Source organism: Paenibacillus sp. 32O-W, from assembly GCF_007679495.1.
Lineage (GTDB): Bacteria > Bacillota > Bacilli > Paenibacillales > NBRC-103111 > Paenibacillus_L > Paenibacillus_L residui.
On the sequence record NZ_VEGP01000091.1, the window covers coordinates 1 to 16461 of the forward strand.

Annotated in this window: 16 protein-coding genes, 1 tRNA gene, 1 pseudogene and 1 riboswitch; of the genes and pseudogenes, 6 read left to right on the forward strand and 12 right to left on the reverse strand. The window is 51.1% G+C overall.

The features are described from left to right. The first annotated feature begins 169 nt into the window (after window positions 1-169). Window positions 170-460, forward strand: coding sequence for a CD3324 family protein (locus tag FS806_RS23240; protein WP_144941445.1), 291 nt, complete (start codon window positions 170-172; stop codon window positions 458-460). 69 nt (window positions 461-529) lie between these two features. Here the strand turns inward: FS806_RS23240 and FS806_RS23245 are convergent, their stop codons facing one another. From FS806_RS23245 to FS806_RS23255, 3 genes are read right to left on the reverse strand one after another with little or no spacing between them, the layout of a single operon-like run. After that, window positions 530-1291, reverse strand: coding sequence for an ABC transporter permease (locus FS806_RS23245; protein ID WP_144941447.1), 762 nt, complete (start codon window positions 1289-1291; stop codon window positions 530-532). Next, a complete protein-coding gene (locus FS806_RS23250; protein WP_260982232.1) occupies window positions 1291-1575 on the reverse strand; it encodes a thiamine-binding protein in 285 nt (94 codons plus the stop codon). The genes FS806_RS23245 and FS806_RS23250 overlap by 1 nt, the downstream gene beginning before the upstream one ends. A 20-nt stretch (window positions 1576-1595) precedes the next feature. Further along, on the reverse strand, window positions 1596-2618 hold the full coding sequence (locus FS806_RS23255) for an ABC transporter substrate-binding protein (RefSeq protein WP_144941449.1): 1023 nt from the start codon (window positions 2616-2618) through the stop codon (window positions 1596-1598). Between the two features lie 346 nt (window positions 2619-2964). Further along, a riboswitch (TPP riboswitch) is annotated at window positions 2965-3075 on the reverse strand. 1081 nt (window positions 3076-4156) lie between these two features. Here FS806_RS23255 and FS806_RS23260 point away from each other — a divergent pair. The 3 genes from FS806_RS23260 (at window position 4157) to FS806_RS23270 (ending at window position 7567) form a co-directional block, all read left to right on the forward strand. Continuing rightward, a complete protein-coding gene (locus FS806_RS23260) occupies window positions 4157-5716 on the forward strand; it encodes a cobyrinic acid a,c-diamide synthase CobB (RefSeq protein WP_144941452.1) in 1560 nt (519 codons plus the stop codon). A 617-nt stretch (window positions 5717-6333) separates the two neighbouring features. Next, the gene (locus tag FS806_RS23265; RefSeq protein WP_186328511.1) at window positions 6334-6987 is read left to right on the forward strand and encodes an HAD family hydrolase; all 654 of its coding nucleotides are present in this window, start codon (window positions 6334-6336) and stop codon (window positions 6985-6987) included. Window positions 6988-7165: 178 nt separating this feature from the next. Beyond that, on the forward strand, window positions 7166-7567 hold the full coding sequence (locus FS806_RS23270; protein WP_144941455.1) for a DUF2203 domain-containing protein: 402 nt from the start codon (window positions 7166-7168) through the stop codon (window positions 7565-7567). A 169-nt stretch (window positions 7568-7736) separates the two neighbouring features. On the opposite strand, the gene FS806_RS23275 is transcribed toward FS806_RS23270, so the two are convergent. The 6 genes from FS806_RS23275 to FS806_RS23300 all read right to left on the reverse strand — a co-directional run bounded on the left by FS806_RS23275 (window position 7737) and on the right by FS806_RS23300 (window position 13008). Further along, window positions 7737-8663: an aldo/keto reductase gene (locus FS806_RS23275; protein ID WP_144941457.1), complete on the reverse strand. Its 927-nt coding sequence runs from the start codon at window positions 8661-8663 to the stop codon at window positions 7737-7739. Window positions 8664-8851: 188 nt separating this feature from the next. Next, entirely contained in the window at window positions 8852-9247 is a 396-nt protein-coding gene (locus FS806_RS23280; RefSeq protein ID WP_144941459.1) for a hypothetical protein, read from the reverse strand. Between the two features lie 127 nt (window positions 9248-9374). Next, on the reverse strand, window positions 9375-10097 hold the full coding sequence (locus tag FS806_RS23285) for an ABC transporter ATP-binding protein (RefSeq protein WP_144941461.1): 723 nt from the start codon (window positions 10095-10097) through the stop codon (window positions 9375-9377). After that, entirely contained in the window at window positions 10090-10908 is an 819-nt protein-coding gene (locus FS806_RS23290) for an ABC transporter permease (RefSeq protein WP_144941463.1), read from the reverse strand. The genes FS806_RS23285 and FS806_RS23290 overlap by 8 nt, the downstream gene beginning before the upstream one ends. A gap of 115 nt (window positions 10909-11023) precedes the next feature. Beyond that, window positions 11024-11659, reverse strand: a complete 636-nt coding sequence (locus FS806_RS23295; protein ID WP_144941465.1) for a nitrous oxide reductase accessory protein NosL — start codon at window positions 11657-11659, stop codon at window positions 11024-11026. Beyond that, window positions 11656-13008 (reverse strand): right-handed parallel beta-helix repeat-containing protein, encoded by a 1353-nt coding sequence (locus FS806_RS23300; protein ID WP_144941467.1) that lies wholly within the window; start codon window positions 13006-13008, stop codon window positions 11656-11658. The genes FS806_RS23295 and FS806_RS23300 overlap by 4 nt, the downstream gene beginning before the upstream one ends. A gap of 354 nt (window positions 13009-13362) precedes the next feature. Here FS806_RS23300 and FS806_RS23305 point away from each other — a divergent pair, with 354 nt between their 5' ends. Further along, window positions 13363-14103 carry a hypothetical protein gene (locus FS806_RS23305; RefSeq protein ID WP_186328512.1) on the forward strand — a complete coding sequence of 247 codons (741 nt, stop codon included), beginning with the start codon at window positions 13363-13365 and terminating at the stop codon, window positions 14101-14103. Between the two features lie 89 nt (window positions 14104-14192). Here the strand turns inward: FS806_RS23305 and FS806_RS23310 are convergent, their stop codons facing one another. Beyond that, the gene (locus FS806_RS23310) at window positions 14193-14660 is read right to left on the reverse strand and encodes a GNAT family N-acetyltransferase (protein ID WP_144941471.1); all 468 of its coding nucleotides are present in this window, start codon (window positions 14658-14660) and stop codon (window positions 14193-14195) included. A 208-nt stretch (window positions 14661-14868) separates the two neighbouring features. Between FS806_RS23310 and FS806_RS23315 the strand changes: the two genes are divergently transcribed. Further along, window positions 14869-14939, forward strand: a tRNA-Gly gene (locus FS806_RS23315). A gap of 218 nt (window positions 14940-15157) precedes the next feature. Here FS806_RS23315 and FS806_RS23320 read toward each other — a convergent pair. Both FS806_RS23320 and FS806_RS23325 read right to left on the reverse strand, forming a co-directional pair. Further along, window positions 15158-15457: pseudogene (locus FS806_RS23320) on the reverse strand (DUF3267 domain-containing protein); the annotation flags it as partial. Window positions 15458-15600: 143 nt separating this feature from the next. After that, a complete protein-coding gene (locus tag FS806_RS23325) occupies window positions 15601-16230 on the reverse strand; it encodes a DUF1259 domain-containing protein (RefSeq protein ID WP_144941473.1) in 630 nt (209 codons plus the stop codon). Window positions 16231-16461 lie beyond the last annotated feature (231 nt).

Here is a 16461-nt window from a genome sequence, read left to right on the forward strand (position 1 = left end):
GTTTGGGGGTGAAACAATAGAAGACCCTAGCTAGGAAGCTAGAGTCTGCAACGGAATGTGAATTCCGAGAAGCTTAAATATAGAAAAGGAGGTGTCAAGATGAAAGCAGCTAACCTTATTTTTAATAACCGTTGCAACGGCAGGACAATAAATGAGGAGGTTTTCATCTGTGAGCTACAAAAATGGAAAGGATGTTCTTCCCCCTAGCCTTTTGAAGCAGCTGCAGGAGTATATTCAAGGAGAAATCATTTACATCCCCAAGAGAGAGAAGAAACGTGCGGGCTGGGGTGAAAATAACGGGGCTCGATTGCTTCTGGAACGGAGAAATAAAGAAATTTACCGTCAATATAAGAACGGGTCCAAGATGGTGGAATTGATACAGACCTTTCATCTGTCGGAAGACAGCATCCGTAAAATAATCGGCAAGAACAAGGAGCGCGCTTCGAACGCGACGAGATAGATCAGGCGGCCAAGTGTCCGATGGACATTTGGCCGCCTTTTTGGCGATAAGATGGATGTTCACAGATAATTATTTCGCCGTTTTCCACCGGGTGAACCACTTTTCCAGGAGGACGATGCAGCCGAACAAAATCATGCTGAACGCCACGATGACGATGATGCCGATAAATACCCTATCCGCGCGGAAAGCGGAGTTCGCGGTCCTCATATAGGTTCCGATGCCCTCGCTGGCGCTCAGCCATTCGGCGATGAAGGCGGCCATCACACTGTAAGTGGCCGATATTTTCAAGCCGGAGAACAGGCTGGGAATTGCATGAGGAAGCTCCAGCTTCCAGAAGGTCTGTCTCTTGGAGGCGCCGGACATTGCCATAAATTTAAGCATGTTGGCGTCGGTCAGTCTCAGTCCGTTCAAGGTCGAGATAGTGACCGGAAAGAAGCAGACGATAATAATAATGATTATTCTCGGGAAGAGGCCGAGGCCGAACCAGATAAGCAGTAAAGGAGCCAGGGCAATAATGGGAATATTCTGGGTCAGGATCAGAAACGGATACAGTGCTCTTTTGATCCATGGAAACTGATGCAGGAAGATAGCCGTGATCAAGCCGATTCCGATCCCGGAGGCGAAGCCGATCAGGGTGAGCTGAATGGTGGCGGTGGTATGCATCCACACCCTTGGCCATTGGGTAATTCCTTCCTGAACGATTTGAATCGGACCGGGCAGAATCCATTTCTGGACATCGAACCACATAGTGGATAACTGCCAGACGATTAGAAAGAGGAGGGCTGCCCCAACAGGAGGCAGCCAGGTTTTCCATCGGGAGCCGCCGCTCATTATTCGTACCTCTCCGTCATCTGTGCCATTGAAATTCCCTTGGGATCATAATGGATTTTGATAACGGAGGAGATTCCGCCTCCGCCCAATTTCGCAAGCTCCACGTTCACTTGCTTGACAATTTCGAGCAGCTGCTCCAATTCTCCTTCCATCATCGTATCCATCGGCCCGACCACATATTTGACGCCAGACTTCCGTATAATGTCTACCGCCAAGTCAATATATGGAACAGCGTCCTCCGTTCTCGGGATCGTTTCAAAGCTAACGAGCGCATTCGCCATCATTCGGCTCTCCCTTCTTGCAGTTATTGTGCGGGCTCAGGCAGAAAATCGTTCGTAAAGGCAGCATCGGCATCGAATTCCTGCTCGATTAATCCGTGTTCTCTCATCCAATCCGCATAGTTGACCCATACCGATTTTTTCTGAATGCCCCATTGCGGTGCATCATCCTGATAACGCGGGCTGATCCATTTCTGACTGGCCATGACCAGCTCTTCATCCAGCTCCGGCGCTGCTTTCAGCAGTATTTTCGCAGCTTCCTCCGGCTTGTCCATTGCATATTGGAAGCCTTTGGCCGTTGCGGCGAGGAAAGCCTTGACCAGCTCCGGCTGTTCCTTAATGGTCTCCTCGTTAGTGATTAACAGCGGAGTATAGTAGTCCAATTTCTCGGAGTAATCCGTCAGAGGGATGAGATTGAGCGGAACCCCGCGCAGCTCGGCCTCGATTCCGGTCCAGCCGTAGAAGATCCAGGAGAAGTCGACATCCCGCTGAACAGCGGTGAAGAAATCGGCTTCGCCCAGGTTGACAATTTTCACCGTGTTGACATCGGCACCCCCATCGGCCTGCATCAAGGACTGCAGCACTCCCTCCTCCGCCGGAGAGCCGAAGCCGCCATATACTTTGCCTTCGAAATCTTTCGGGCTCTTAATATTTTTGTCCACGGGCGATGCGAAGACGGAGGTATTATGCTGCATCAATGTGGCGATGGAGACCACCGGAACTCCCTGAATGCGGGCTTCCGTTACGTTCTCCTGGATGCTTACACCGAAGGCGGCTTCGCCGGAGCCGACAATAGCCGTCGATCCGTTGACCCCCGGGGGAACGATATTGACGCGCAGACCGGCCTCTTCGTAGTATCCTAAGTCTTGCGCCACATATAAGCCGGTATGATTGGTATTCGGAAACCAGTTGAGAACAAGAGTGACATCCGTCAGTTTATCGCTTGGAGCACTGTCCGGCGCCGGCTCGGTTTTATTGCCACAGGCGGTTAGCATTAGAAGAGCGGTCAAGGCGACGAACATTAGTTTTTTCCAGGTTAATGATTTCATAGTTAACGTTAAGGGGACTCGTGTACTCCATCATGAGAAGATATGGATGAATCCGATAATCCTTTGCCGGGATAGTCCTACAGCATAGGCGGAAATCCGGACCAGTAGAGCATATTCGTCTCCGGATAAAAAATTGCCGCCGGATCACGAACCGGCTTTCGCACGGTGATCGGTTTCGTTCCGAGCGTCTGACCAGCCGATATTCAGCATGGCTTAAGCGAGTTCATTCTTCCCTTGAATGGCGACGATTCCCTTACTTCCTCCCTTGTTATGTTCATGTTGGAAAAATGCATAAAAAAACGCCCCTGATCTAAGGGCGCAAAATAGCATATAGGCGGCACATGGATGGACCATATGCAGTATTCCCTACGCTGGCATTACCCAGATCAGGTTAAAGGGTCAGTATCTTGCGGGATACAATCTCAGCCGGCCTAGTCCAGCTCCCCGGTTATGAAGTTGTAAAACAACAGGATGCAACGGCCATTGCGACTATATTATAGCGTGAATAGGGAAATGTGTCCACTGAGCGGATCATCCGGAGTTGGGACCGTTACCGAAATCGGCCAAGGGCCCTGCACAATTGAGGTTGAATAAGGCAAGTGGAAAAACGGATCGGCAGGCTGCGGCGGAACTTGCTATTTGCTGGCCTCGGAGAAATTTAAATGCGAGTTCATTACAAATGGGTGCTTCATGGTAGTTAGGCAAATCGTGAAGAACATAAAAAGACTCCGTCTATTTTCTCATTAAAATAAACGGAGCCTTATCTTTGAATTTCCATATTCACTTTACTTCCATTAACCTCCTGCGATTCACATGCCCAGAATGTCCAATCCTTTCTTATTAGTTAACCCTTTCATTTACATGCTATGCATGCTTGGCAGAAAGAGCTGATATGAGTTCCCACATGCCCACAGATTACGGAAAAAGCTGTCACGGGACTTCTTCCTTCATGCAACCTGATTACAGCATGCTTCGCTAACGCTGCTCCATTGGACTATCCCCTTTCCCGCTAAGAGTATATATCTATTTAACGGAGTGGGCTCTTTAATATGGATGGCGGTTCGAATCGGAATTCCAATTCACTGTCGCCCTTAGGGTCCCATTCCGGTAAACAGCTGTGTCGAGGAGATGAGATAAGGATACTGGGTATCTTGTGTTTGTTTGGTGTTTAGCTTACTGCAATCCTAACAGAGTTTTAATATTATGTAAATATTCTAAAAATTCTATTAATTTGAATCTATTAAAAAAATAGCCCCTTATTCATCCATATTCTCCCTTTCTCTTATTTTTTCTAGTAATTTCGCCTACTTAATTATTATCCAAAGCTTTGCTGCGAAGCAGCCGGGGTCCACACTTTATGGAAGCAAGAGTTCCTCCTATATTATCGTCGGCCGCCATCCCGATCGCTTAAGAGAATGGCAAAATCAAAGCTTAACAGGTATACTGGGCGAAGAGAAAGGCTTATAGGAACTATACGGTGCTGCGGTTGTATTATCTTAGAGACACAGCCGGATGCAGGAATATAAGGGGGAAGAAAATTGAGAACGGAACAGCCGACGGACAGACGGATTCTTATCGCCGGGACGGGCAGCGGGAGCGGCAAAACGACGGCCGCTCTCGGAATCATGGCCGCATTGAGAAGACGGGGCAAGGCGGTGCAGGGGTTCAAATGCGGACCGGATTATATCGATCCCGGCTATCATACCGCCATTACGGACAGGGTCTCCCGCAACCTGGACAGCTGGATGATGTCCCCGATGGGAGTAAGGGAAATCTATGTCCGCGGATCACAGGGGGCGGATATTTCCGTCATCGAGGGGGTCATGGGCTTCTATGACGGCAAAGACCCGACGAGCCATGCGGGCAGTACGGCAGAGATCAGCCAACTGCTGGAATGCCCGGTCGTGCTCGTCGTCGACTGCAGCGGCATGGGCCGCTCGGCGGCGGCGATCGTGCAGGGCTTCCAGCGGTTCGCCGATGACATCCGGATAGCCGGAGTCATCGCGAACCGCGTCGGAAGCGAGGGGCACTACGGCATCGTCCGGGCAGCCATCGAGCAGGAGTGCGGAATTCCCGCACTCGGCTGGCTGCGCAGGGACGATGCCGTCGCCTTGCCAGAGCGCCATCTCGGGCTGATCCCGGCGTTAGCGCGAGGCGAGCTGCAGCCGCTGTTCGAGCGGCTGGCCGACCTCGCGGAATCCGGGATCGACCTCGATGGCTTGCTGGCCCTCGCGGAGTCGCCGCCGGTCCTTGCGGAGCGGACCATCTTTCCGCAGCAGGTCCCCGCTTCGCCGCCATCGCCGCAGCCCGGGGCGCTCCGCCGGCCCGAGCCGGGCGCCTCGCAGACGGAGCAGTCGGCCGCCCCGGCGCTATCGCTGCGGCCCCCGGGGGCCGAGCCGTCCCATGCTCCGCGATTCGAGCCTGCGGACCGGGCCTCCGCGCAGCGGAATCCGCTGCGTATCGCCATAGCGAAGGATGCCGCCTTCCACTTCTACTATCCGGAAAATTTGGAGCTGCTGGAAGCGTACGGCGCAGAATGCGTCTATTTCTCTCCGCTTGCCGGAGAGGAGGTTCCGCAGGATGCAAGCGGTCTGTACATCGGCGGAGGCTTTCCGGAGGAATATGCCCCGATTCTCTCGCGGCAGGAGCTGCCCAAACGGTCCATTCGCGACGCTGTCCTCAGCGGCATGCCGACATTGGCCGAGTGCGGCGGGTACATGTATTTGACGAACGAAATTCGTACCCGGGACGGCGGGAAGTATCCGATGATCGGCCTGATCCCGGGATCGACCGTGATGAAGGATCGGCTGCAGTCCTTCGGTTACCGGGAAATTCACGGAATGGAGCGGAATTTCCTGTTCGGGCAGGGAGAAACCGCCCGCGGCCATGAATTCCATTATTCCGTTGTGGAGCCTGACGAGGAATGGCCGCCGGCTTATTGGGTGAAGGGACGTAAAGGGGAGCACGCCGAGGGCTATATGTCCGGCAGCCTGGTGGCCGGATTTTCGCACATCCATTTTGCCTCCAACCCGCGCTTGGCGGCCCGCTGGCTGGAATGCTGCAGGGAATATGCACAGCGGAAATCCGTTTTCTATTAATCTATTAATCTATAAATCTATAAATCTAGCAGTTCCGGGACAGAAGTGATTTTTTTCATAGAATTAGACCGGCCCCCACTCCGTTTTCTTTCAGCGCTCATATATTAGAGAAGCCTGAGAGAAAAGGAGGGAATTGGATTGAAAGATTTGGATTGGACGTTGAAAATGTTAATTCTGCTGTACTGGTCCAGCCTTAACCAATTCAAATAGCCGACGTCCATCACTGCTTATAATTGGACTTGCCCGCCGCGCGGCTGCCGGATGGCCGGACAAGTCCCGTTTTTCCGACTATTAGATTGGCCGATTGGGCACTATACATCAAGTGTCCTCTTAATAGATCGAATGACAGTATAGGCAGTTTGGACCGCTATTGAGTATTTCCAAATCGGTCAAGCCCTCTAAGAAAACTATAGGCGCCTTCGTTTTCCGGGCGAATCGGAATCGGGCGGGGAGAAATCCCCGTCTGATTTTTTGCATGAAAATAAGGGCTTTTACTGTCCACCGCGACGGAAGAGGTGCGCGTTGTGAAAGAGGGATGGAAACCGGTGGAAAGATAGAGTATGCTTGAAGAACAAGATGGAGGGGATCTAAAAAGCAATAAGAAGGGGGAATACCGATTGTCACATCTTCTGCCGATCCGTGGACTAATGTTTGATATGGATAATACGGTGCTCCGTTCCTCGATTGATTTTCCCGCAATGAAGGAAGGAGTCTACTCCTATTTATCCGGCCATCGGCTGCTGCCGGACCTTCCCGCATGGCAACAATATACCAGTGCCCAATTAATCGAGATGGCGAGGGAGCGGGCGGGTGACGGTGGGCAGTGGCTTGACGGGGTATGGGACGTTATTGGCCGTTTTGAAAGGGAGGGCATGGCCGGGGCCGGCTTGGAGCCGGAGGTTCATGAGGTGCTGGACCGGCTTTACGGACGTTACCCTATGGTCATTCTGACCAATAACACCTATCCTGCAGCACTTGCGGCATTGACGGAAACCGGGGTCAAGTCTTACTTCGACCATATCGTCGGCCGGGAGCAGATGGGCCGCTTGAAGCCTTCTCCCGACGGAGTTTTGTATGTGCATAAGCTGTATCCGGATATTGCAGCGGAAGAGTGGGTAGTCGTAGGCGATTCCTGGATGGACGGGAAAGCTGCTAGCGATGGCGGATCCAGATTTATTTTATATGGCTGCGACACAGCGGGGCTTGAAACGAACGAAGTTCCTTTCATCGCCCAAATTAGCAAAATGAGCGAGCTGCTGGAGCATCTGTAATTGGCTTTGTCAGCAGCCAGAGAGTATTGGGAGTCTGTCGGATCATGAGATCATCCATGAAGCGAAGGAAAAACGGCCGAGGGCGAAGGGCCTTCTGCCGATTATTGGGACGGAGGCTTAGTGCCGATAATCGTTTCATTCGTTGGACAGGCTTCTCAAGAGAAGGAGGGAGCAGCCAGTGAAAAAATGGTTTACACCGGAGGAAGCCAATGGCTTGCTGCCGATCATCCGGCAGGAAGTGGAAAGTCTGCAGGAGATTAAAAATCGTTTTGAGCGTATGTACGCGGATTTGTGCCATATGAAGCAGACGGCTCCCGTATCGGATTCAAGCGGAGAGGACCGTTATTTCTTACTCGAGTCCGAATTGGAGTTTCTTCAGATGGAGGCTCAATTGATCGCCAACAGCATTGCTCATAAGGGGGCGGAGCTCAAAGATATAGAGCTTGGACTGGTAGACTTTCCAGCCGTGATCAATGGTGAAGAGGTACTCTTATGCTGGAAGCTCGGGGAAGATAAAATCAATCATTATCATGGGCTGGATGACGGTTATTTCGGAAGAAAACGACTGGACCATAACTGAATCACAAATATAAAGAGGCTTCCCCCGTTCGTAAAGGAACGGGAGAGGCCTCTCAGTTCAAGGGACGGCGATAGCCGTTTATCCTTGTTACATTGCGTATAATGACGAGCCGATATATAACGCTTGACGCTTATTGGGAGCCATGCCTCGCGCCAATCAAAGGTGAGGTTTATTCCTCTTCCTTCCAGGCCTGAGGGTGATTATCGCTCACCCATTGGGCGGCGCTTGCGTTAGCCTCCGCCTGCTCCACGCTCTTGCAGCCCGGAATTACGCTTGTAACGGCATCGTGCTTGAGACACCAGGCCAAGGCCCATTGCGCCATATCCATTCCTTCGGGAACTTCCTTGGCACGAATTTCTTCCACTTTGGCAAGCCTCTGCCTGATCTGCTCCGGATCATGACGATGCCTTACGTCATTGCTCCCGAAGACGGTACCGGGCTTGTATTTGCCGCTTAAATATCCGCTGGCCAACGGCACCCTCGCCAATACTCCAAGATCTTGCTCTATGCAGGAAGGGAATACCCGCTCCTCGGGCTGGCGATCCAGCCGGTTGTAGATGACCTGTATCACTTTGGATTGAACACGTGTCGATTGCTCTGTCTGATGCAGATTATCGTTCTTGGCGATGGAGGTGCCCAGATGGCGGATTTTTCCCGCTTGCACCTGCTTGTCCAAGGTGGTCCACAGCTTATCGTTGTCGAAGGCTTCATTCGGGCCGGAATGGAATTGGTACAGATCGATGTAATCGGTTCTTAACGCTTGAAGAGAAGCGTCCAGCTGCCGAATGACATCCTCCGGCGAATAGCGGTCGGTCCGATGAAGATGGCCGTGAAATTCATGCCCGAATTTGGTGGCGACCACCCAGTCCTCCCGCCGGTCCTTGTGGAGAAATTCTCCTATAAACCGCTCCGATAAATGGTCGCCGTAGCATTCTGCCGTATCGATGAAGTTAATGCCAAGCTCCTTGGCCCGTCCCAGGATCCGGTCTACTTCGTCCTGGGAGAAATCCTTGCCCCATTCTCCGCCGAACTGCCAAGTACCGATTCCTATAACGGAAACCTTGAGACCTGTTTTGCCGAGTCTGCGATATTTCATCGTTCATCCCTCCTGACTACCATGTTACCTCTCTTGCCAGCAACTCTCAAGTTATGGCTGTAAAGCAAGACCCCGGTCCGTATTAGCGGGCGAATGACCGGGGTGGGGCAGCAGGACTGATCAGCCTGATCACCTGTTTCAAGCCATATAAGCTCTACCGAATCGCTTGTTAAGCGGACGGCGACTGTTTATTTAACTTCCAATTCTCTGGGGACGGTTTGATGGACGTCCGGAGCATAGATATGAATGATAACCTCATATCGGCCTGCTTCTTCAAATGTGTACTCAGTGGAAAACATTTCTCCGCTCTTATCCGGTTTGGTTTTGCTAAACTTCCCCCGAACCGATCCCGCTTTGCGAATTTCCAGATCGACTGTGGTGTCATCCGGCTCGGGCAGATTCTTCAATTCAATGCTTAAGGTCGTTTCCTGGCCGGCGGCCGTAGGCTCGGGGTCGCTCGTCAGGGCAATTTGCTCCTCGGGGACTGCAATCCCGTCCGGAAGGCCGGTTTGAACGGTGCCGCAAGCGGTCAGAAACACCAGCAGCAAGCATGCGAGAACGAAGGAGCGGGTACGCTGTGCCATACTTTTCCCTCCTATCTCATAGTTGATGGCGATAAAATGAAGCTTTCCGGCAAACCTGCGCAGAAGCAAATGAGAGCAAGTTCAAGGTTGCACAAGCGAAGCATTCGCTTAATCCGTTCAAATCGGTTCATCGCTTCGCTTGGAACAGCTCGGTAAAAGCGGCCGATAATCCGGCCTTTCCGTACTTGTCTCTGTATTCATGCGTGTATCCGGAATACATCACCTGTCCTTCATTCAGGAACAGCACCCGGTCCGCCACTTGTTCGGCTATGTCCAGTTGGTGAGTGGAGAAAACAACGGTTCGTCCGGCTTCTTTTAACTCTATAATAAACTTTACGAAGGCTTCCATCCAGAACGGGTCCAATCCGTTAGTAGGCTCATCGAGAAGCAGCAGGGCGGGATCGGCCAGCAGAGCCTGGGCGAAGAGCAGCCTCTGTCTCATTCCTTTGGAATAGGAGGCGGCCGATTTGTTCCGGACCTCCCCGAGTCCGACACGCTCCAGCGTTTGCAGCGCTTTAGCCTTGGGGACGCCCCGTAGTGCCGCATAGAACAGAATCGTCTCCTTGGCGGACAAAGCCTGGCCGAACAGGAAATCATCCGGCATATACCCGATATGATCGGCGTAGGCTTTGCGATTTTTCCTCCGCTCGCACCCTTTCACCTTGATGGTTCCCGCGGTCGGTTGAATAATTCCGGCGATCATTCGCAGAATCGTGCTTTTACCTGCCCCATTACCGCCGCATAGCGCCAGTACCTCACCGGGAGGGACCGTCAAGCTGATTGGCTGAACGATGGGGCGTTTGCCGATGGTTTTCGTTACATAATGAAGCTCAAGCACCGAGTTATCCACGATATCGCCTTCTTTCCCATCCGATGATAGCGGCTGCAAGGAATAATCCTATCCAGGCTAGGCATATTCCGATAAAAATCGGGGTTCCCGCCGGCTTCTGAATCCATTCCACCCATTGATAATACTCCGCTCCGAAGACGGTCCCGCCGCCCATCTTGACGATCATATAAACACGGACCAGCTCTGCAGGGTTGAGGAATGTTAACCCGACCAGGGCCGGTTTGATCCATAGATAAGGCAAGAACCCCAATACGGAGACGAGCAGGGTAGGCCAGCCCAGTATGAGGAAGAACCAGATGGCCACGCCGTAGGTCAACGCCTGCCACCGGTTTCTGGACAGGGTGCCGACTCCTATCGCGATGGCCAGAAACAGCAGGATCAGTCCGGCGGAGAAGGCGAGAAACAGCAGGAAAGCATCCGCTGCGAATGATCTGCCCATCAATGCCCCGATCAGTCCGGAGAAGCCATACCCGAAGCCGATGATGATAAAAAGTACTACCGCCAGACCGCCATATTTGCCAAGCAAATAAGAGGACGTGCCGATGGAGTAGGTGGACAGCAGCTGCCACCCTCCCTCTTCTTTTTCCGCCGTAACGGAAAAGGAGCCCAATAGCAAAGTCATTAGCGGCAGAAGATAAAGAATCAGATTAAGCATCGTTCCCGTGGAGCTGGTGTAGCCGCTCATTTGGGCTTGCGATTGAATCAACAGCAGAGCGAGGCTGAAGAGAGAAAACAGCGCCATGAAGGAATAGGCCCACGGGTTGCGAAAGCCAAGCTTGACCTCGCGCAGGGCTACCGTCAGCCAATGCATGATATCACATCCTCTGTCAGGGAGGCTTATTTGCATAATAGCCAAGATTTGATCATTAACGGGTTAGCTCAGGAAAGCCAAATTATATAAATTATCGAGAGGACTGAAGGCCTGTTTATTTAGCGTCAGTCTCTTTGTGTTGTTCTTGACTGTTGTTGTTTTCGTCACCATGGCCGGAATTGTCGGCCCCTTCTTTATGCGAATCGTGGGAGCCTTCTTCATGACCGCTGCCATGAGATTCCTTGGAATGTCCCTCCTGTCCCTCCGAATGCCCATGATCGTGCCCATGCTCCATATGGGATTCCCACGAATGACTATCCAGGTCGGCGGCAGACATCAGCACCCCTTTGCCTTGCTCCTCGATGAACTTCTCGGCGTCAGCTTTATCTTTAAAGGAATATACTCCGAAAGCCATCGGGGTTTTGAATGTGCTGTCATAGGCATAATAAGCATCCTCCAGCTTCAGCCATTCCTTGCTGTGATAATCCCGGACAAAGCGTTGTCCAACCTGGTCCAGGCCGTTCTTCTTCGTCCAAACGAACAGGTCGCCGATATCGTCAAATTTCAGGGAACGTCCGTCCTTGAGAACAATTTGGGTCGCGTTATGATCGTCGGCGATCATCATATTACATACTTCGCAGCGGTCTACTCCTTCATTGATCGCTGCCGGGGTATACTCTTCTTTCTTCCCGCAGGCGGATGCCATAATCATAACCATTACAGATAATAAAATGAATACCGATTTTTTCATTGCCTTCTAACCCCCCATAGATAAATAAATAATGTACTGCAGACAAACAGAAACGCGCAAATAGCCAATGTATATCCGTTCAGAGCACCTTGGCCGGCGCTTTCCATGACAGGCTTCATCAAGGGCGCCTCATCCGCCAGAGATTGCTCGGGATCGGCCGGAAACATTCCCTCCAGAAAAACCATCCCCGGCGATCCGAAGAAGAGCTGGTAAGCCGAGGCCGATTGCGTGAGAGTGACGAAGAACGGATTGGTTCGGTAGGTCAGATCGCTATACCCGTCTCCTTGTAAATCTATCCCCTTAAAATCGTCCCAGTAGTTGCCGTTTACGCTATTGTCGGCGCTGTCGGCCGCCTGGGCCTGATTGACATTGGAGATTAGATGGTTCCCCGACAGCTCGTTGCCCTCCGAGGACAGCATTTCGATACCGATAAAGTTACGGGCAATCCAATTATCCGTAAGCTGACTGTCCTTGGCCTGCTCGATATAAAATCCGATCCGGTTGCCTTCCACCCGATTGCTTCTGACTACCGTCGTATTGACATCGAACAGAAGAAGACCTTGGGAATTAACGTTCTCACTTTGTTCGGAGAAGGTATTCCCGGTGACCTCCGTCTGGTCCGAGCTCATAATCATGGCCCCGGTTACGTTGTACTGTCCTTCGTTGTCGACCAAATAGGAATCCTTCGTAAACATGAAGTGGTACCCGTAACGGGACCGATCGACCCGATTGTTCTCCACCCGGTTCGATTGGCTGTTCTCGACATAAATTCCGTCATGCATATGGCTGACCCGGTTGCCAATGATCAGGTTATCATTGGATCCCCACAGGTCGATTCCATTGCCCCGCCTCGACAAGCGGACGGGATTCGTCTCTTGAGGCCGCTGCACTGTCAATCCTTCCAGCACATTGCTGTGCGCTTCCCGCAGTTGGATTCCGCTGGCCCGGGTAATAATCTGCAGCTTCTCCAGACGGTTCCGGCTGCCTTCTACAAGGATCGCGGCCTTCTCCCGGTCATCCATTTCATCGTAAATTTGCAGACCGGTAATCGATGAATCGTCCGCTTGAAGCGTTATGACGGGATGTACGCCGTCGCCGGTAATCTTGACGGTTCCCTCTGTCTTGATATGGATGGGACGGCTGATCGTGGCGGGTCCTATGTAGCTGCCTGCTTCCAGAATTAAAGTTCCGCCGGCTTCCACCTGATCTATGAGCGGCTGCAGCGGAGTTCCTTCCTCTGCGGCATCCACCTGCCCGAACGGGGAAAAGAAGACCAATCCGGCGAGCATCCACAGAATCATTAACCAGAACGCCGGGCGCTGCCTCTTGATGCCTTGCCATCCTTTCATCGATTCACCTCCTGACGGAAGTCGTAGCTTTCCTGGTTCCTTCCGCCAAGTCTGCTTGAGAGGCACCTGCAACAAGCGGGGGAAGGACCGGTTTCAACTGCCGGCACTGAGCTGATCAGTGGAAGCTTGTATCCCTTCCGGCATTCACTATACTTTTTGAGTCTATTACAAATTTCAGCAGTCACATATGACTCAATAGAGCTATTGTTGTTAACAAAATGTGTCGCTTTATTTCTATGGGGAGCAGGCGGGAATGTCGGAAGAAAAAGAGGGGGAGGGGTTTTCATTCTTGAAATGGTATAGAATTAGAAAATGAACGCCCGGGGAAGAAAACGACAGAAGGGAAAGAAAGAGATGGAATACCAATATGTCACGTCCAAAAGCAATTATGAAGATTTAGCCAGCGGCAAAGTCATCGAGAGCCGCAAGGGAATGACTTCTTTTCCGGTCAGGCTGGCCAGCGAGCTGTTTCAGAGAGGGGTGTTCCGGCTGCAAAATAAAGGGGTGGACGGACCCTATACGGTTTATGATCCTTGCTGCGGAGGAGGCTATTTACTGACGGTGATTGGGCTGCTTCATGGGGACAGGATAGCGGGGCTGTACGGCTCGGACATCCGGGAAGAGGCGGTCGCCCTTACCCAAAGAAATCTGTCGCTGCTTTCAGAGGAGGGGCTGGAGCGGAGGATGGAAGAAATTCGCAGGAACTGGACGGAATACGGGAAGGATTCTCATCAAGAGGCTCTACACGCTGCCGAACGAATTAAGGAATATGTTATCGGAAGAACAGAGGGGATTCGTACCGGCTGTATTCAAGCCGACATTATGGCGGAAGCGGACAAGGCTAGCGCCGGCTTGCCTTCTCCGGATCTAATCATCGCGGATGTTCCCTATGGGCAAGAAACTCAATGGGGCGGTACTAAAGATGCGGAAGATCCCCTGTACCGGATGCTGGACCAGCTGCAGAGAGTAGCGGCCCATTCCTCCGTGCTGATCGTCATTGCGGACAAGGGACAGAAAATCAGGCACGAAGGCTACCGGAGGCTTGAAGCTCTCAGAATCGGCAAGCGTCAGGCAGCCATATTGGAGCGGTTATAACTGTGTATTTCCGCGTTTCACTGCAACTATGGATTCAGGCCGTTTAAGAAGGCAGGGGAACCCGGCGGTATGGGCTGATGGAGCGCCGGTTATTCCGGAGTGCGGCAAATCGGGTAGGAGGTCATTCTTTTCTCGCAAAGGAAACGTTCGATGCCGGGATAGAGCTCACCCAGACTGGTTACCGTAAAGCCGCATGATTTATAAAACGGCACGGAATCCTGATCGGTTTGGGCCTGTACCGAAAGAACGGCATGCCGGGCGATGACCTTGTCAATCATCTGCCGTCCTATTCCTTTCCCGCGGTGTTCTTTCTTGACCGCGATATGAAGGATGACCGCGCACTGGGTTTCCGAACGGACGCTAATACCGATGATCGCCCGGGCATCTTCTTCCTCGTCATCATGCCAGGCGTAAAAAAAACGGCAGGAATCGGAAAGGTATAGATCGACGATCTTGTTGAGCTTTTCTTCATCCGGAAGGTATAGACATTCCTCAAGAATCCGCCGGACATTGGGAGTAAAATCTTCTTTATGTTGAAGCTGCAGCAGCGATGGCATGCCATACCCTCCTCAAGCTTTTGGTTTCAGCGTATATCGGGCTTTAAGTAATATATGCTATTGTACAGCGAAAATAATCAAAAATAAGCATTGCATTTTAGGATAGGACATGATATATTATTTTTTGTCACTCCGAACGAAGTTATTCTTGAACCGGGAAGAAAAGCCCTGAAGGCCAACGTTTTTCGGGCCGAAGAGCAGCTAATATGCGGGTGTAGTTCAATGGTAGAACTCCAGCCTTCCAAGCTGGTAGCGTGGGTTCGATTCCCATCACCCGCTTAATTCATAGGGGTATACCTCTTAGCGTATCATGATGCCTTAACGTATGAACTTAGGCAATCATATGCGGTATAGGGTATACTCCTTTTCTTTATGTTTATTGTATGGAACGGTTTCCTTGATCATCTTGAACGGACATCCGGCCTGCCAGGATGTCATCAACCTGTAAGAAACTGTAAGTCAGTCATAGTACGGGCAATTTGGATTATCGTTCCCCGTTAGCTTTTTACTCGATAATATCCTCTACAAAATACGGATTTATTAGGCTTTATTAAGATTAAAAATGAATTGACGATATCGGAAGAGGAGAAGATCAAGTTTATCCAACTAATAAATAACATAAATGTTTTGATATTACCCGATAAATAGAATGAACTAATAGCAGGAACTACCGATAATACAATAAGAGGCAAGCTCATAAAGACCCAAAATCTCTTCTTGGATAGAATTGCATTTGTATTAAGCCAAAAAAATATTCCGCTGAACGTTAAGCTAATATCGCCTTTCTTATGTATCACCCCATAAAAACTGTATTTTCGCAGCAATTTTACCCAAGGGATAAATACCGTTATCGACTAGGCCACCTAATTCCGAAGTCCACCCCGAAAAAATAACTCCCCGCCGCTTTCACTGTAGGGGAGCTTATTATTGGGCACAGGGTTTACCTCAATTTCCGGGATCTAAGGCTGACAGATGAAGGTCTGACACTTCTTGATCTGTGCAATGACTTCACACGGCTTTTTGAGGAATATGATTTGCCGGATCGACTTGAAACGGACCTGTGCTTACCGCTGGAGATACTGTATACAGATCCCCGTTTGCTGCTTGAATGGCTGGAACGGCTCGATCTGTGTTCTCCGCTTGAGGAGCGTTTCTTCGGAGCTATAGTCCGGGTCGTTAATACCCGGAAGGCTTCCGCCGTCTTCCTTGCAAAAGAAAGAGGAGGTTCAATGGATTTCCAATGGATGAACATGAGTACCGGGTCCGTAAGCAGCCAGTGATTATGCAGCGCAGTCACTTCAATTCCACGGGCGCGCAGGGCCGATATGAAGGGATTGGCCTCCTCCTGCAAAATTACCGTTTCTCCCAAGTTCAACGCGTTGCCTCTGCTGTCCAAATCCTCGAAAGAGAACAGAGCGGCAATGGCCAAGGCGGATCTCGTTCTTCTGCCTTGGATTAAAGGTTTTAAATTGCTGCGGATCCGGGTGACCGTAGTAACCCCGTTAACAACTTCCGCAGTTCCCCCTAGTATTCTTGCAAAATCCTGACAGAGCGGGCTGGGCGAGTTCATAGTTAAATTCCTCCTTTTTTCGTTTATAGTTTATATTATGCAGGGAGCCTCATTTTGATAGAAAAATAGACTTTTTAATAGATTAATAGTTTAACAACTTGCGTCAGAAGTCTCCTTCCTCAGCGAAGCAGGTGGGAGATGAATGACGCCTTTTTCGAACATCTTCGCTGGAGATATGTTGGAAAAAGCATGTGTTTGTTCTAGTCACTTTGATGCCCGAAAAGGAACGTA

What these genes read in the sequence shown, in the direction of transcription:
- FS806_RS23245 (WP_144941447.1), bottom strand. Translation starts at nt 1,291, where the DNA reads ATGAGCGGCGGCTCCCGATGGAAAACCTGGCTGCCTCCTGTTGGGGCA.
- FS806_RS23250 (WP_260982232.1), bottom strand. Translation starts at nt 1,575, where the DNA reads ATGATGGCGAATGCGCTCGTTAGCTTTGAAACGATCCCGAGAACGGAG.
- FS806_RS23255 (WP_144941449.1), bottom strand. Translation starts at nt 2,618, where the DNA reads ATGAAATCATTAACCTGGAAAAAACTAATGTTCGTCGCCTTGACCGCT.
- FS806_RS23275 (WP_144941457.1), bottom strand. Translation starts at nt 8,663, where the DNA reads ATGAAATATCGCAGACTCGGCAAAACAGGTCTCAAGGTTTCCGTTATA.
- FS806_RS23280 (WP_144941459.1), bottom strand. Translation starts at nt 9,247, where the DNA reads ATGGCACAGCGTACCCGCTCCTTCGTTCTCGCATGCTTGCTGCTGGTG.
- FS806_RS23290 (WP_144941463.1), bottom strand. Translation starts at nt 10,908, where the DNA reads ATGCATTGGCTGACGGTAGCCCTGCGCGAGGTCAAGCTTGGCTTTCGC.
- FS806_RS23295 (WP_144941465.1), bottom strand. Translation starts at nt 11,659, where the DNA reads ATGAAAAAATCGGTATTCATTTTATTATCTGTAATGGTTATGATTATG.
- FS806_RS23300 (WP_144941467.1), bottom strand. Translation starts at nt 13,008, where the DNA reads ATGAAAGGATGGCAAGGCATCAAGAGGCAGCGCCCGGCGTTCTGGTTA.
- FS806_RS23305 (WP_186328512.1), top strand. Translation starts at nt 13,363, where the DNA reads ATGGAATACCAATATGTCACGTCCAAAAGCAATTATGAAGATTTAGCC.
- FS806_RS23310 (WP_144941471.1), bottom strand. Translation starts at nt 14,660, where the DNA reads ATGCCATCGCTGCTGCAGCTTCAACATAAAGAAGATTTTACTCCCAAT.
- FS806_RS23325 (WP_144941473.1), bottom strand. Translation starts at nt 16,230, where the DNA reads ATGAACTCGCCCAGCCCGCTCTGTCAGGATTTTGCAAGAATACTAGGG.